Source organism: Pseudomonas sp. 05N433 (assembly GCF_056396925.1).
Map to the genome: position 1 here is coordinate 1 of NZ_JBFTML010000003.1, position 15,161 is coordinate 15,161.

At 60.7% G+C, this 15,161-nt stretch carries 13 protein-coding genes; 2 read left to right on the forward strand and 11 right to left on the reverse strand.

The window, feature by feature from the left end:
- Positions 1-5: 5 nt before the first annotated feature.
- On the forward strand, positions 6-167 hold the full coding sequence (locus AC1DIS_RS01660; RefSeq protein WP_477780740.1) for a DUF3224 domain-containing protein: 162 nt from the start codon (positions 6-8) through the stop codon (positions 165-167).
- A 279-nt stretch (positions 168-446) separates the two neighbouring features.
- Here the strand turns inward: AC1DIS_RS01660 and AC1DIS_RS01665 are convergent, their stop codons facing one another.
- On the reverse strand, positions 447-1,214 hold the full coding sequence (locus AC1DIS_RS01665) for an SDR family oxidoreductase (RefSeq protein WP_018929676.1): 768 nt from the start codon (positions 1,212-1,214) through the stop codon (positions 447-449).
- Positions 1,215-1,239: 25 nt separating this feature from the next.
- Complete coding sequence (locus AC1DIS_RS01670; RefSeq protein ID WP_477742971.1) at positions 1,240-2,307, reverse strand: phosphotransferase family protein; 1,068 nt, start codon at positions 2,305-2,307, stop codon at positions 1,240-1,242.
- A gap of 188 nt (positions 2,308-2,495) precedes the next feature.
- Between AC1DIS_RS01670 and AC1DIS_RS01675 the strand changes: the two genes are divergently transcribed.
- Entirely contained in the window at positions 2,496-2,891 is a 396-nt protein-coding gene (locus AC1DIS_RS01675; RefSeq protein WP_477780728.1) for a DUF4280 domain-containing protein, read from the forward strand.
- A gap of 194 nt (positions 2,892-3,085) precedes the next feature.
- On the opposite strand, the gene AC1DIS_RS01680 is transcribed toward AC1DIS_RS01675, so the two are convergent.
- The 9 genes from AC1DIS_RS01680 to tssC all read right to left on the reverse strand — a co-directional run bounded on the left by AC1DIS_RS01680 (position 3,086) and on the right by tssC (position 15,135).
- The gene (locus tag AC1DIS_RS01680) at positions 3,086-3,628 is read right to left on the reverse strand and encodes a toxin-antitoxin system YwqK family antitoxin (protein ID WP_477742972.1); all 543 of its coding nucleotides are present in this window, start codon (positions 3,626-3,628) and stop codon (positions 3,086-3,088) included.
- A 12-nt stretch (positions 3,629-3,640) separates the two neighbouring features.
- Positions 3,641-5,650, reverse strand: a complete 2,010-nt coding sequence (locus AC1DIS_RS01685) for a type VI secretion system Vgr family protein (protein WP_477780729.1) — start codon at positions 5,648-5,650, stop codon at positions 3,641-3,643.
- A 61-nt stretch (positions 5,651-5,711) separates the two neighbouring features.
- Positions 5,712-7,163 (reverse strand): hypothetical protein, encoded by a 1,452-nt coding sequence (locus AC1DIS_RS01690; RefSeq protein WP_064618264.1) that lies wholly within the window; start codon positions 7,161-7,163, stop codon positions 5,712-5,714.
- A gap of 140 nt (positions 7,164-7,303) precedes the next feature.
- The gene (gene tssH, locus AC1DIS_RS01695) at positions 7,304-9,847 is read right to left on the reverse strand and encodes a type VI secretion system ATPase TssH (RefSeq protein ID WP_019648920.1); all 2,544 of its coding nucleotides are present in this window, start codon (positions 9,845-9,847) and stop codon (positions 7,304-7,306) included.
- 2 nt (positions 9,848-9,849) lie between these two features.
- Entirely contained in the window at positions 9,850-10,875 is a 1,026-nt protein-coding gene (gene tssG / locus AC1DIS_RS01700; RefSeq protein WP_477742974.1) for a type VI secretion system baseplate subunit TssG, read from the reverse strand.
- Positions 10,839-12,632, reverse strand: coding sequence for a type VI secretion system baseplate subunit TssF (tssF, locus tag AC1DIS_RS01705; RefSeq protein WP_477742975.1), 1,794 nt, complete (start codon positions 12,630-12,632; stop codon positions 10,839-10,841). Before tssF ends, tssG begins: the two co-directional genes overlap by 37 nt.
- A complete protein-coding gene (gene tssE / locus AC1DIS_RS01710) occupies positions 12,616-13,059 on the reverse strand; it encodes a type VI secretion system baseplate subunit TssE (RefSeq protein ID WP_019648923.1) in 444 nt (147 codons plus the stop codon). Before tssE ends, tssF begins: the two co-directional genes overlap by 17 nt.
- Before the next feature lie 15 nt (positions 13,060-13,074).
- Positions 13,075-13,572 (reverse strand): Hcp family type VI secretion system effector, encoded by a 498-nt coding sequence (locus AC1DIS_RS01715; protein WP_018929664.1) that lies wholly within the window; start codon positions 13,570-13,572, stop codon positions 13,075-13,077.
- A gap of 75 nt (positions 13,573-13,647) precedes the next feature.
- A complete protein-coding gene (gene tssC / locus AC1DIS_RS01720; protein WP_019648924.1) occupies positions 13,648-15,135 on the reverse strand; it encodes a type VI secretion system contractile sheath large subunit in 1,488 nt (495 codons plus the stop codon).
- Positions 15,136-15,161 lie beyond the last annotated feature (26 nt).

The following is a 15,161-nucleotide window of genomic DNA, read 5'->3' on the forward strand; positions in this document are numbered from 1 at the left end:
ATTTCATCCACTCTGCCTCCACAACCGGCACTGATCGGGCAGATGAGTTTTTCTGCATAGTCGGAGGCAGTGGTACAGGCGATTTGAGAGGGATATCGGGATCAGGAGGGATCAAAGTCGATACCGATGGCACGCACCATATTTGGTTGAATTACCAACTCGAATAGGTCAGAAGTAAGTTTTGAGGTAATGCCGCAGAGGACCCCGTTGCCCTAGATGTTGCATCAGGGTGGGTGTCTTCACCGGATGCTTACGCTGGATTTGACTGGGAAGCCGGTTGAGTTTGTGCAGGGGGAATAGAGTCGTTCCTGGGTCCAGTCCCTCGAATACAAACCATTACCCGACACCCGATGCATCTCAGAAACAGGCGAGAGTCTTCCACGAGCCCGCCGATCAAACACCAAAGGCAGCCCTGAGGCTGCCTTCGGTTTATTCGCAAAACCGAATCAGGACAGGAACCCACCATCCACATTCAGCGAAACCCCGGTCGTATAGCTGGAAGCATCACTCGCCAGGTACAACACCGCACCGGCCATTTCACTCGGATCCGCCACGCGCTTGAGTGGAATCTGCTGCAATGCGGTGTTCAAAATTGCCTCGTTCTTCACCAGCGCCGATGCAAACTTGGTGTCGGTCAAACCCGGCAGCAAGGCGTTGCAGCGAATGCCGAACTGCGCGCATTCCTTGGCGAACACCTTGGTCATGTTGATCACCGCTGCCTTGGTCACCGAGTAGATGCCCTGGAAGATCCCCGGCGAGATGCCGTTGATCGAGGCGACGTTGATGATGCTGCCGCCACCGTGTTCGCGCATCAGCTTGCCGGCTTCCACCGACATGAAGAAGTAGCCGCGAATGTTCACGTCGACGGTTTTCTGGAAGGCGCTGAGGTCGGTGTCCAGCACGTTGCAGAACTGCGGGTTGGTCGCGGCGTTGTTGACCAGGATGTCCAGACGCCCGAATTGTTCGCGGATGGCGGCGAAGACCTGGGTGATCTGTTCCATCTCACCGATGTGGCAGGCAATGGCGGTGGCCTTGCCGCCGGCGGCGATGATCGCGTCGGCGACGTGCTGGCAGCCGTCGAGCTTGCGGCTCGAAACGATCACGTGGGCACCTTGCTGCGCCAGCAGTTTGGCGATGGCTTCACCGATGCCGCGACTGGCACCTGAGACGAAAGCGATCTTGCCGTCGAGGTCGAACAACTGAGTCTTGGACATGATTTTTCCTTGTTATGGGGCCCGATCAGAGGCTGGATTTCTGAATGACCTGCAAGCTCATCTGCTCCAGCAGTTTGTTCATGTGAATGAACTGTGCGAAGCGTTTGTCCTGGGTCTGACCATGGAAGAAGCGGTAGTAGATCTGCTGCACGATGCCGGCCAGACGGAACAGGCCATAGGTGTAGTAGAAGTCGAAATTGTCGATCTGGATGCCGGCGCGCTCGGCGTAGTAATCGACGAATTCGCGGCGGGTCAGCATGCCGGGGGCGTGGCTTGGCTGGCGGCGCATCAGTTGCACCGGTGCCGGGTCGTCGGCTTCGATCCAGTAGGCGAGGGTGTTGCCCAGGTCCATCAGCGGGTCACCGAGGGTGGTCAGCTCCCAATCCAGCACACCGATGATCTGCATCGGGTTGTTCGGATCGAGGATCACGTTGTCGAAGCGGTAATCGTTGTGGACGATGCTCGACGTCGGGTGATCGGCTGGCATTTTGTCGTTGAGCCAGGCCTTTACTGCTTCCCACTTCGGCGCGTCCGGGGTCAGGGCTTTTTCGTAGCGCTCGCTCCAGCCTTTGATTTGCCGCGCGACATAACCTTCGGGTTTACCGAGGTCACCCAGGCCATAAGCCTTGTAGTCGACACGGTGCAGTTCGACGAACTTGTCGATGAAGTTCTTGCACAGGTTTTCGGTCTTCGCCGAATCCAGGCCCAGTTCCGGTGGCAGTTCGGCGCGCAGGATGATCCCCTTGACCCGTTCCATCACATAGAACTCGGCGCCGATCACCGATTCGTCAGTGCAGTGCACGTAGGCTTTGGGGCAATAGGGAAAACCGTCCCGTAGCTGATTGAGGATGCGAAATTCACGGCCCATGTCGTGGGCGGACTTGGCTTTGTGGCCGAACGGCGGCCGACGCAGGACGAATTCCTGTTCGGGGTATTCCAGCAGGTAAGTCAGGTTCGACGCACCGCCCGGAAACTGGCTGATCACAGGCAAACCACTCAGACCCGGAATGTGCGCCTTGAGGTATGGATCGATCAGGCTGGCATCGAGTTCTTCGCCAGAGCGGATACGGGTGGACTGGTCAGTAAGCGCCATGCTTATCCCTTCTGCTTATTTTGGAGGCCAGACATCATTGACTAATCTAATGGCGCGCCGGGGTGGCCACAAGCGCGGCACGGTCTTATAGGTTAGCGTGTTGCCGGATAATCAGCGTTCCTGATGTGCGCGAACAGGCGCGGCGGACTATGGTTCAGGGAGCGTCGCTTCCAGGAAGGAGATTCAACATGGGCTGTCCGCAAGTTTGCGCCACCGCGACCCTGCAATGCAGTTTCGGCGCGGCGCCGGCGGTACTCAACGTGCTGCCAGTGAACCGCACAATGACCGGGGGCATGCCGGCGGCGAACATCATGGACCACATTCCGTTGGTGAACGTCATGCCGTTCGGCACGTGCATGAGCATGGCCAACCCGATGGTCGYGGCCGCCACCGCCGCGGCACTTGGCGTGCTGACACCGATGCCGTGCATCCCGGCCACCGCCACCCCATGGATCCCTGGCGGCGCGCCGACCCTGCTGCTGGGCGGCATGCCGGCCATCGATGCCAACAGCACCTTGATGTGCAACTGGGCCGGAGTGATCAAAATCGTGATGCCGGGGCAGATGCRGATGCTGATTCCCTGATCGCCACAACCTCTGTAGCAGCTGGCGAAGCCTGTGTTTGGCCGTAGCAGCTGTCGAGCTTGCGAGGCTGCGTTCGGCTGCGAAACAGTCGTAAAACCTGAGACTGCGGTACATCAGGCAGACTGCGTCAGCCGGACTTGCGACTGCTTCGCAGCCGAACGCGGCCTCGCGTTGCTCGGCAGCTGCTACAGAGCTCAGGCTTGAGAAGGATCGCTCCAGCGTCTGAACCACCAGCGCACCCGTGAGATCGGCTTGCCGTCGGCGTCCAATGGTCGTCCGTCGCTGGCGAAGCCCTGTTCCGGTTCCAGCAATTGACCGTTGAGATATCGAGCCTCGACGGCCGGCTTGCCGTTCGGATGAAAGCGTTGATAGCGCCCGTCGCGCACGCCGTCGCGGTAAAACTCGACCTCCGCCAGTTGCCCATCGGGAAAGTAATTGAACGCCTCGCCATGCAACAGCCCTCGGCGATAAGTTGCCTTGCGCTGCAGACTGCCTTCGGGGGCATAGAAACTGGCAACCCCCTGCAGCTTGTCACGCACAAACGGCAACTGCGCCGAGACCTTGCCATTGGGGTGGTAGAGCAGGGTGGTGCCTTGCAGCTCGCCGTGGCTGTAGTGCAAATCAGCCTGCGCACGCCCGTCATCCTTGATGTGCAGCGCACCGTCGAGCTGGCCATCGAGCAGGCGCCCTTTGAGCTGTTTATCGTTCTGTTGCAAATCCAGCGGCGTGATGGCCATGGCTTCTCCTGATCAGTTGACCTGCACCAGACCCCCCTTGATGGTCAGCATGCCGCCACCATCCACGGTCTGCGAAGCGGCGCCCTTGTTGGTCAGGCTGATCCCGGCATCGTTGGTCATGGTCGTGCCGRCCTTGTTTTCCAGCGAGGTGCCAGCCTGATTGCTCAGAGAGGTCCCGGCCTTCTGGCTGATCGACGTACTGGCCTCGGCCGCCAGATCGGCGCCGCTCTTGATCGAAAAACTGCCGCCGCTTTGCAAGGTCAGGGTACCGGTCACCTTGATGGTCAGGTTGCCGTCCACCGTCAGGCTGTAATCTCCGGTGACCTTGTGCGTGTAATTGCCACCGGTACTGTGGGTCTGGTCGGCGCCCACGGTCACCGTGCGGCTGTCCTTCACATCGAGCGTGTCGCTGCCAGTCTGGATGGTCACGCTGCGTTTGCCTTTCTCCAGGGTCACGGTCTCGTCGCCGTCCTTCACCGTGCGCGTGCGAGCGTTCTTCACGGTCAGGGTTTCATCGTGGCCGACCGTGGCGGTGGTGTCGTTGAGCACGTTGATCTTCAGGTCTTTCTGCGCCTGCAAAAACACCTCTTCGGCGTCTTTCTTGTCCTCGAAGCGCAACTCGTTGAAACCGCCGCCGCCCTTGGACGATTGGGTCTTGATTCCCGACTGGGTCTGATTCGCCGGCAGCGCATAGGGCAGCGCGTTGTCACCGTTGTAGACGCAGCCGGTTACCAGCGGTCGATCCGGATCGCCATCGATAAAGGTCACGATCACTTCCTGGCCGATGCGCGGCACGAACTGCATGCCGAAGCCCTTGCCGCTCCAGGGCAATACAACTCGCACCCAACAGGAACTGGTTTCGTCGTTCTTGCCGTCGCGGTCCCAAGGGAACTGCAACTTGATCCGGCCGTATTCGTCGGTCCAGATTTCTTCGCCCGACTTGCCGACGACAATTGCCGTTTGCGGGTGCATGCGCGGTTTGGGGGTGATGCGTTCCGGGCGGTACGGCGTGGCCTTGGGGATTGCCTCGAAGCGATTGCGATAGCTGTCGTGACTGGCGTCATGTGTCACCGCCGTCACTACCCAATCGATGTTCAACGTTGAATCATCGTGCCCGGCGAGGGTGAACCAGTGCCCCGGCACCAGCCAGCGGCAGTCGCTTTCACCGACAAAGCGTTTCTCCTGACTGCGCAAGCCGTCGACCCGCTGCTTGGTCAATGCATCGCCGCGCGCCTTGGCGTTGTAGCCGCCCGGATGCTCATACATCGAACGCGGCCCGGCCACCGCTTCGGCTTGGCCGTACAGCGATGTGGTCGGGGTGGTGAATTCATAATCCGTCGACCGATACACACCAGCCACGGCCTGAACGCAGACCTGCCCGGAGCGAATGCCGTGCAGTTCACGTTCGCCCAGTTGCTGGCCGAGATAGCTGACCTTGGGTCCATTGGGAATCGGCACAAACGCATCGTTACTGTCACCCAGCACCAGCGTGTGCTTGCCGTCCTCATGGGTGAAAAACCAGAAAATCCCTTCTTCCTCCAGCAACCGCGAGACGAACGCGAAATCGGTTTCGCCGTACTGCACGCAGTATTCGCGCGGGGTGTAACTGCCGGTGAGTGAGAGCTTGAAGTCGGTGAAGGCGTGGGCCTTGAAAATCGTGGTGACGATGTCTGAAGTGCTGAGGTTCTGGAACACGCGGTTGTTGCTGGCAAGGGTCAGCCACCAGAGCCATGGCCGTAGTACAAGCTGATAGCGCTCGGCGGTGGCGTCGGCGGGGAGTTGTCGGATTTCGGCGACCAGCGCGTCCAGCGGGCGGGTGAGGGCGTCGTTGTGCAGGGTGGCGGTGACGTGGGTGGCGACGGCGGTGGTCAGGGTGAGCGAGGAGCCGTCGTTGAGGCCGTTGAGAATTTGCGAGCCGAGCTGGTTGAGGGCCTCTTCGCCGGAAAGGGATTCAGGGTAAAGCGCCGACAGCGAGGCGGCGGTGAGGGAAAGGCTGGTGGTGGCATCGACGGAGCGGGGCATCAAGTAGCCTCAGGTGGTCAATGAATCAGCTTCGCAGCGAACCATTCTTGGCGCGGCGGCATCAACTAAGCTTAAGTCCGGCCAATGAGCAGCGTTCATCTATTGAAGTGTCTGATATGAAACTAATTCTCGACTTGATAAGGTTGTAGAAGTCGCGTTTGCTGAGGCCGAATACCTCAGTGCTACCCTTGGTTTTTCTGCTGCGGGCCATGATGGTCCGAATCACAAGATCGTTGATCTGATTGGCCGATAACTCGTCAAACATTAAGGTGAACAATACGGCTAATTGGTTGGCGTCTGCCAGATTTATGTTGGTGTTGTTTTCAGTAATGGCATATTCCTGATAGGTGTTCTGATAGTTGAGTGTCAGACGCTGTTTGATGGGAATATAGTGGTTCAGGGCAGAAATACTGGCCACCACCACGGCGATACCATCGGGAACTTGAGCATTCCAGGGTAAATGGGCCATGGGTGCCGGTTTCTTTTTAGTGGGAACCGGTTTTCCTGAGGTAGGATTGACTGTCATGGCGGTGAAGTTGTAAGTGGCAGCACCGACAATCATCACTCCGTTGTCACTGGTGCCCAGTGCCAATACACTTTTGTATTGCGTGCCTAATGCACCGCTGGCGTCGAGGATAGGAGAAAGGTCATCCCTGATGTCTGGGTCCATTACCTGATAGATATGATCCGTAACAGTAGGGTTGTCGTCCCCGCCTAATGAATAAATGAACTGATCGGCGATATAACAGAAATCTTCGTCTTTGACGTGTATATGCAACCGTTCACCAACATATTCGACCTCGGTAACCTCTTTTAATAACTGCAGGTTGTGAGTTTCGCAAAGCTTGATGATCTTTGCATTCCTGGCCCCAGGCAGTACTGCTCCCGTGAATTCGGAGCCRCCGGGGCGGGCAAGCCAGTTCATCTTTGGCGAGTGTTTGCTGGCAATATCGACCACCCAGGCGGCGGTGGCGCTACCGCCGTAGATAGCGCGGTCAATATTGGGAACTTGTTGCTCCTCGTCTTCAAGAAATTCGATACCTTCGATAACTTGTGAGTATTCAACACCGGGCGCAGGTGTTCCTGTTATTTTGGGCGGTTTACGTTGGGCGCCAATGCCGGTGGCAATCACTATTTTTTCAACGATTAAGGCATGCGAGGTATCAAACCAGGCGACGTAATTTCCTGGTTGGGTGAGTGACTTGGATATCCGCCGTACCTTGCGTGAAGGATTGTGACCGTAGCGACTACCTTTGACGATTTCACTGACGCCTTGCTGAAAAACACCTGAGGAGAGGAAGTTGTCCAGGCTCATTTCACCATTGGCAACCGTGAACGACGGTGGTGGAGAACCCGGTAAGTGCAGGAGGTGGGCGGGCTGGCCCATGGGGTGTTCTACGAGTTTTGCCCATAGTCCATCCTCACCGACAACTACAGTTTTATAGCCATCGGATGAGGTGTTCAGGAACACTGCAGCGGAAACGCCTGCGCCTATTATCAGTCGGGTCGGCATGATGACTTACCTCATATTGGCTGCACTACCTTCATCGAAAAATAACCAGCACAGCACATGGCAACTGCTTCCTCTGCTATGCGACATCTTCGGGTTTACACTTTGCTCCTGTTTACACAAGAGAGTCAGTCGTCCGGGACTTACTCCAACACCCACTCCGCCAACTTCCCCGTCACCTGCGTCATCAACACATTCTCGACATCCCTCGCACCCGCCGCACTGCACTTGGCCAACACCGCCTGCACAATCCCGGCATCGAACTCAAACTGTTTCCCGGTCGCAGCCTTGTACCGGCCGCGCAATTTCTCCAGCTTCGCCAGCACAATCCCTTCCAGCGTCGCTTCATCCAGTGGCCGATACGCCACCACCGTCATGCGCGCCAGAAACGCCGGGCGAAAGGCTTTCAGCAGCACGTGATGCAGCGCTTCGTTGAAGGCATCGGTGCCCAGTTGCGCGGTCGGTGTGTCGAGCAGCAACTCAGCCCCGACGTTGCTGGTGGCGAGCATTACGGTGTTTTTGAAGTCCACCACCAGCCCGGTGCCGTCTTCCATCACGCCTTTGTCGAAGACGTTGTAGAAAGCTTCGAGCACGTCCGGGTGGGCCTTTTCGATTTCGTCGAGCAGCACCACCGAATAGGGTTTGCGCCGCACCGCTTCGGTGAGTACACCGCCGCTGCCGTAGCCGACGTAGCCGGGTGGGGCGCCTTTGAGTTGGCTGACGGTGTGGGCTTCCTGGTATTCGGAAAGGTTGATGCTGATCAGGTTGCGTTCGCCGCCATACAGCGCGTCGGCCAGGGCGTAAGCGGTTTCGGTTTTGCCGACGCCGGTGGGGCCGACCAGCAGGAACACGCCGACCGGTTTTTGCGGGTCGGTGAGGCCGGCGCGGTAGGCTTGCAGGCGTTGGGCGATGGTGTTCAGCGCGGTGCTCTGGCCCATGACGCGCAGGCCCATGCGCTGGCCGAGGGTGCGCACGGCATGGGCTTCGTCGGCGAGCATCTTGCCCACCGGGATGCCGGTCCAGCCGGCGATCACCGCAGCCACGGTTTTGCCGTCGACCTGTTCCGGCACCAGCGGATCATCCTGGCGAATGGCGTCCAGACCKGCCTCCAGGCGTACCAGTTCGGCGGCCAGATGATCGATGCGGCTGTCGGTGGCTTCGTCCGGTTTGTCGTTGTCGGCGCGTTCGCTCAAGGTGAGTAATTCGCGACGGGTTTCCAGCAGTTCGCGCACGGCGATCCGTTCTTCGTTCCAGCGGGTTTCCAGTTCGCGAATGGCCTGCACGTTACCCACGGATTCGGTTTCCAGCAGGGTGATGCGTTCACGGTGATCAAGCCCGGTGGCCTGTTCGCGGCGCAGGCGTTCGACTTCCTCCTTGAGACTTTGCTGGCGGTGACGCAGGCTTTCCAGCGGTGGCGGCACGTCATGCTGGCCGAGGGCGACCCGGGCACACGCGGTGTCGAGCACGCTGATGGCCTTGTCCGGTAACTGGCGCCCGGAGATGTAGCGGTGGGACAGTTTCACCGCTTCGTGGATCGCCGCGTCGAGCACCTGCACACCGTGATGCTGTTCCAGTTTCGCAGCCACGCCACGGAGCATTTCCACAGCGGTGATTTCGTCCGGCTCCTCGACTTGCACCAACTGAAATCGCCGGGCGAGGGCGGGGTCTTTCTCGAAGTATTTTTTGTACTCAAGCCAGGTGGTCGCGGCCAGGGTGCGCAACTCGCCACGGGCCAGCGCCGGTTTCAGCAGATTGGCCGCGTCGCTGCCGCCTTCCGCGCCGCCAGCACCAATCAGGGTGTGGGCTTCGTCGATGAACAGAATGATCGGTTTGTCGGCGCTGCGCACCGCGTCGATCACGCCTTTGAGGCGCTGCTCGAACTCGCCCTTGACCCCGGCGCCAGCTTGCAACAGACCGAGGTCGAGTACCCGCAGGCTGACTTCCTGCAACGACGGCGGCACATCCCCGGCGGCAATGCGCAACGCCAGGCCTTCGACCACCGCCGTTTTGCCCACTCCCGGTGCGCCGACCAGGATCGGGTTGTTCTGCCGACGGCGCAGCAGGATGTCGATGCACTGACGAATCTCGCCGTCGCGGCCGACGATGGGGTCGATGCGCCCGGCGTGGGCATCGGCGGTCAGGTCCTGGGTGAACTGGTCGAGCACCGAATCCTGTTTCGGTTGCGGATGGCCGGTACTGACCGGCCGCGTGCCGCCAACGTGTTCGCGCGAGTTTTCGGTCCACTCCAGCAAATTACTGCGCAAGGCTTCCCGTGGAATTTTCAACAGCGACGAGGCGCTATTGAGCAGCAGGCTGCGACGTTCATCACGGTCGAGCAGGGCCAGTAGCAGCAAACCGGAGCGAATGCTCTCCAGGCCAAGCACACTGGCCTGAACCACCGCGTCTTCCAGCAGGCCGATGGTGTGCGCCGAGAGCGCCGGGGTGCGGGTGCTGCCGGATTTGAACAGTTCCAGGGCCTTGTTGATTTCCGCCGTCAGGGCATCGCGCTCCAGCCCGAAGCGCGGCAGCAGCCAGGCGAAGTCGCCGCCCTCGATGTCCAGCAACTCCAGCAGCAAGTGTTCGATTTCGACGTAATGATGACCCCGTTGCAGGCAGCGCTGCGCGGCCCGTTCGAGGGCGCGGCGGTTGTCCGGGTTGAGGCGTCCGATCAGGCTGGCCAGTTCCATGTTCAGGTGATCTCCAGCTGACGAAGGCGGGTTTCGATCCGTTGCACGGCAAGGCTGGTCTGGCGTTGCAGGCCGCCGTTCCAACTGAGCAGGGGCGGGGCCTGGCGACCGAGTTTCATCGGACTGGCACCGCGCACCAACAGCACCAGTGTGCAATCCAGGTCGGGGCCGAAATACAGCGCGCTGAGACTGGCCAGCGCCGGATGGGCTTCACCGTCCGGCAGAAACCGCGCCGCCTGCGCCGAGGTCAGCGGGCCGAGGGTCAGGCGGATGCCGGCGTGTTCATCCCAGACCCGAGTGCCGGCCACCGCGTTACGACCCAGTTGCAGGTTGCGCCCACCCGGTTGCAGTCGACTGCGACTGGCCGGTGGGATTTCCCGCCAGGCACCTTCATAGGCGCTGAGTTCTACCGGCAGTTCGAAGTGCTCGCGTACGATCGCGGCGAAGCCGGCCAGGGAACGACGACCGTCGGCAAATAGCGCGCTGCACGCCAGTACCGCAGAGTCGGGTACGGCCTGGCGTTCCTGCAAGGCTTTGGGCAACAGCCCGGTCAGCGCTCGCAGTTGCGCCTGCACCGGCGACGCGCCGGGGGCTGTGAAGCCAACGGCGATCCGGTGTTTGCGCATCACCTTGTACAGCAGGCTGAGCAAGCGATGCTGGAACAGGTCGAGGAATTCGGCCGGAGCGTGATCCTTGGCCCGGGCCCGTTGTTGCAGCCATTCCTGATAGGCGTAGGGCAGGGGGCCGTCCGGCCCGCCGAGGCCAAACACTGGTGTCGTGAGCGTCGGTGGCTGGTCAGCTTCCTGAGTCAGACTTTCGATTTCACTGGCGGAAAACAGCGGCGTCAACGGCCCGCGCAGGCGCAAGGCTTCCGCTTGAGGGGCGGTGCCGCTGCCCAGGGATTCGGCTTGCGGGTGTTCGCGTTCCAGCAGCAACAACGCCTGCAACAACTCGAACGCCTGCGGATCGCGCCGCAGCTTCTGACTCAGACTCAGAGGGACAGCGGCATGCCGGCTTGGGGTTGCCATGTCTTGACCTCCTTGTCTGACTGGACCAGAACCGTGCGCACGAAGCGATTGGCCGTGGCATAGAGTGAAAAGAACTGCGCCAGCACCGCTGAGAACAGCACGGCGCTGCTGCCGACGAAATGCTGTGGGTCGAGTTGCAGCCGGACCTCCAGCCCATTGCGCCAGCCGCGCCACGCGTCTTCACCAACATGGGCGATCACCCGTTCGCAGCCGAGGCTTAACAAACCGTCGATTTGCCGCAAGGCGCTGGCCTCGTCACGCAGGTTGTGCAACTGGAGGATTTCCTTGAGGGCATCCAGCGCTTGCGGCCCCTCGACCAGTGACAAATGGTTGAGGGTCAGTTGCGACACCAGCCGCCAACGGGATTCGCCATCCAGTCGCGGCAAACTCTGCGGGCTCGGCGGGTTACGCAAACGGGCCCAGGCCACCGGCCCCGGTCGTTCGAAACCCAGGGGCGTGCCGGCCGGCAGGCTCTGGGCCAGATGCCGGTTGGTGCACAGCAGTTCGGCGGTGAGGCTGTATTCGCTGGCCTCGGTCAGCGGATCGAGCCGGGTGTCCACCAGGCTCACCATCAGGTCGGTGCCCAGCCGATTAGGGGTCATGCCGCTGACCCGTCGCGCATGCCAATAGCACTGTTTGTCGCCGCCGATATGCTGGCTGCCGTAATACGCTGGCACCCGTTGCACGCCCTGGCTTGAGCTGGCGCGCATGGCGCGGATGCTGTGGATCTCGACGCTGTTTTCCCGGTGACTGTCGGCGACCAGGCGATACTCGCTGCGGGTGCCGTCCGGGCGCAGTGGTTCCGAGGTTCGTGGAAACAGGTTGATCACCGGTGCGCAGCCCAGGGCGAAGTCGCTGGCCTGAAGGTGCAGGCGGTTGGCCGGGGCGCGGTCGAACACGATGTACAGGTACAGCGTCTGGCTGTCGCTGGCGGCGCCGGCCAATGGAATGTCGAAGAAGTTGAATTTGTCCGGGAACGCAAAGTACTCGGCGAGCAGGCGCATGCCCGGATGCACGCCGTCCTCGTCCGGCAACAGCACTTCGTCGCTGGCAAAACCGACGATTTGCGGCAACCCCTCCAGCATGACCGGCACGCTGCCGACCGGTCCGGCCAGCACCTTTACCGCGTGAGCGCCGAGCAAGTCATACAGGCAGGCGTTGATCACCGGCGAGGCGGCCAGGTGCACGCGCAATTGTTTGATGGCCAGCGTCGACCATTGGCTTTCACCCAGGCAACGCAGGCTCAGGCGCAGGGCCGAACGCGCTTGCGCCACACCGGTCAGGGCCTGGGCTTCGTCGCTGCCCAGCAGCAGCGCTTCGTTGATTTCCACYGGCCACAATCGAACCGCGGCGCTGGTGCGAAAGTGGATGCTCTCGCCTTTGCTGGTGGTGACGAATAGCGGTGTGTCGCGGGGCAATGGATAACCATCGTTCAGGTTGCCCTTGCTCGGGTCCGGCTCGAACTGCACGATCGCGCAGGACGGCAACGGCCGCATGGCCAACGGGTAAAGCTGTTCGAGTAAGGCATCGCTGAATTCGGCGTAGTCGTCATCGAGTCGCCGTTGCAGGCGTGCGGCGAGCAAGGCGAAACCTTCGAGCAGCCGTTCGACATGTGGGTCGGGGCATTCACCGGGGGACAGTTCCAGGCGTCTGGCGACCTTGGGATATCGCTCGGCAAAAATGCTCCCGGCGTGGCGCAGCCAGGTCAGTTCGCGTTGGTAGTAATCGAGCAGTTGCGGGTCAATCGAGTCGCTCATGACGCACCTCAAGACCATGGCTGGCCTTCTCGATGACAAATGCCACGGGCCAGTGCTGCTGGCCGCTGCGCAATTCGCCCACCAGCCGAATGCTCAGTTGCTGCGGATGGCCGGGGACCGGATTGACCTGGACCTCGCCCAGTTGCAGGCGCGGTTCGAAATGGCTGATGGCCTCGCGCACTTCCCGCGCCAACTGACGACGGTCATCGCTGCGCTGCTGTTGCAAGGCCGTCCAGTCAGCGATGCCGTAGTCGAGAATGCTCGGTGGGGAGGTCAGCGGACGTGAGCCGCGTCGGGTGTTGAACAGGCGCAGCAACTCCGTGTGCACCGAGTCGAGCAGCCCCTGGCGATCGAACACCTGCACGGTGTCGACCTCGCTGGCGGCGAGGCGCTCGAACAACGGTGGGAGCATGCCGGTGCCTGCCATGGCCGACGCGTCCGCTTACTTGACGAGCTTGTTGGCGGCCATGTCCCAGGTCGAGGCGGCCGTGCCTTCCTTGGTGCCGTCGTCTTTCTGGGCGGTGAGCTCCCACTTGATCTTGGTGAAGTTCAGGGAAATGGTTTCCACCGGTTTGCCACCCGTACCACCACTGACGCTGACATTGGACAGCACCACGTTGGTCAGTGTGTAGATGATGAACGGCATCAGCTTACCGCTGCCTTCGGCGGCGTTACGGCCGATGGTGATCTTGGCTTCGGGGATCGGTTTGCCGGCGCAGCAATATTCGTTGAGGGAAGGCGTCGAGCTGTCGACGAACTTGGTCAGGGTGAACTCGCCGATGTGCGGCTTGCCGGAAGTGCGCTCCGAGTTGCTGACGTCGTTGGTCACCTGCATGGCCACGTTGTGGCTGTAGGACATGACTTCGATCTTGTCCTTGTAACCCTCGAGCAAGCTATCGCCTTTGATGTCGCCGCCGAGGTCGAGAATGATTGCATCCATCGCATGAAACTCCTGAAAGTAATCGTGCTAGATAAGCAGGGGAATCCCGCCGGGTTGACCCCGGCGGGAGGCAGGTCAGGCGGCTACCGGTGGCGGCAGGGTCGCGACCAGGCGGATCGACGCGGTCAGTTCCTCAAGCTGGAAGTGCGGCCGCAGGAACACCGTGGCCTTGTAGGCTCCGGGCTTGCCGGCGACCTCGGTCACATCCACCCGGGCTTCACGCAACGGGTACTGCGCCTTGATCTCTTGCGGCGCGTTGTCGTTGATCAGCACGTAGTCGGCGATCCAGTTGTTGAGGTAGGTCTGCACATTGTCGCGGGTCATGAAACTGCCGACTTTGTCGCGCATGATCACCTTCAGGTAGTGCGCGAAACGCGAGGCCGCGAGCACGTACGGCAGCATCGCCGAAATCCGCGCGTTGGCATTCGCCTCGTTGGTGTTGTAGACCTTGGATTTGTTGGTGGTCTGGCCGCCGAAGAACACCGCCACGTCGCTGTTTTTCTTGTGGCACAGGGCGATGAAACCGAGGTCGTTGAGCTCTTTCTCGCGACGGTCGGTGATCGCCACTTCGGTCGGGCATTTGAGCGACAGGTCACCGGAGGTTGTACGGAAGGTATGGGCCGGCAAGCCTTCCACCGCACCACCGCCTTCGGCTCCGCGAATCGCCGCGCACCAGCCGTATTTGGCGAAGGCTTCGGTGATCCGTTGCGACAAGGCCCACGCGGCGTTGCCCCACAGGTATTTGCCGTGGTCGCTGCCGTTGACGTCTTCGACGTAGTTGATGCCTTCCACCGGCGACGTGTCAGGACCGTAAGGCAGGCGCAGCAGGAAGTGCGGCAGCACCAACGATACGTAGCGCGAATCTTCGCTTTCACGGAACGAGCGCCACTTGATCAGCTCCTGGCTCTCGAACACTTTCGACAGATCCCGTGGCACGGCCAGTTCGGTGAAGCTGTTCATGTCGAACAACCGAGGGCTGGCGGCGGCAATGAATGGCGCATGGGCGGCCGCCGCGACGTTCGACAGTTTCTCCAGCAGGCCGATGTCCTGCGGGTGCCGGCCGAAGGTGTAGTCACCCACCAACAGGCTGAACGGGTGGCCGCCGAAGGTGCCGTATTCCTCTTCGTAGATCTTCTTGAACAGCGCGCTCTGGTCGAACTCGACGGCTTTTTCCAGGTCGTTCTGCAGCTCTTTCTGGGTCACGTTGAGCAGGCGCAATTTCAGCCGGGAACTGGTCTCGGTGTTCTTAACCAACAAGTGCAGGCCGCGCCAGGAGGCTTCAAGTTTCTGCAGGTCCGGGTGGTGCAGCACTTCGTTCAGTTGAGCGCTGATCAGCTCGTCGATCTGGCTGATGCGGTCGTTGATCATCGCCACGGTGTCCTTGTCGACGGCCATGCCTTCATCGAGGACCTGAGTGGCGAATTCCGCGAGCATGTCGCGGGCGTAATCCTGTTGGCTGTCGTCATGGGCCATGCGGCCTTTGGCGATTATTTCATCGAGCAAGGACAAGGTCTCGCTTGCACTGTCACTGGCTTGGGTCTGGGCGGCGGATGAGGCGGGCATGGCAAAATTCTCCCTGGGTGGATGAG

What these genes read in the sequence shown, in the direction of transcription:
- AC1DIS_RS01665 (WP_018929676.1), bottom strand. Translation starts at nt 1,214, where the DNA reads ATGTCCAAGACTCAGTTGTTCGACCTCGACGGCAAGATCGCTTTCGTC.
- AC1DIS_RS01670 (WP_477742971.1), bottom strand. Translation starts at nt 2,307, where the DNA reads ATGGCGCTTACTGACCAGTCCACCCGTATCCGCTCTGGCGAAGAACTC.
- AC1DIS_RS01680 (WP_477742972.1), bottom strand. Translation starts at nt 3,628, where the DNA reads ATGGCCATCACGCCGCTGGATTTGCAACAGAACGATAAACAGCTCAAA.
- tssG (WP_477742974.1), bottom strand. Translation starts at nt 10,875, where the DNA reads ATGGCAACCCCAAGCCGGCATGCCGCTGTCCCTCTGAGTCTGAGTCAG.
- tssE (WP_019648923.1), bottom strand. Translation starts at nt 13,059, where the DNA reads ATGGCAGGCACCGGCATGCTCCCACCGTTGTTCGAGCGCCTCGCCGCC.
- AC1DIS_RS01715 (WP_018929664.1), bottom strand. Translation starts at nt 13,572, where the DNA reads ATGGATGCAATCATTCTCGACCTCGGCGGCGACATCAAAGGCGATAGC.
- tssC (WP_019648924.1), bottom strand. Translation starts at nt 15,135, where the DNA reads ATGCCCGCCTCATCCGCCGCCCAGACCCAAGCCAGTGACAGTGCAAGC.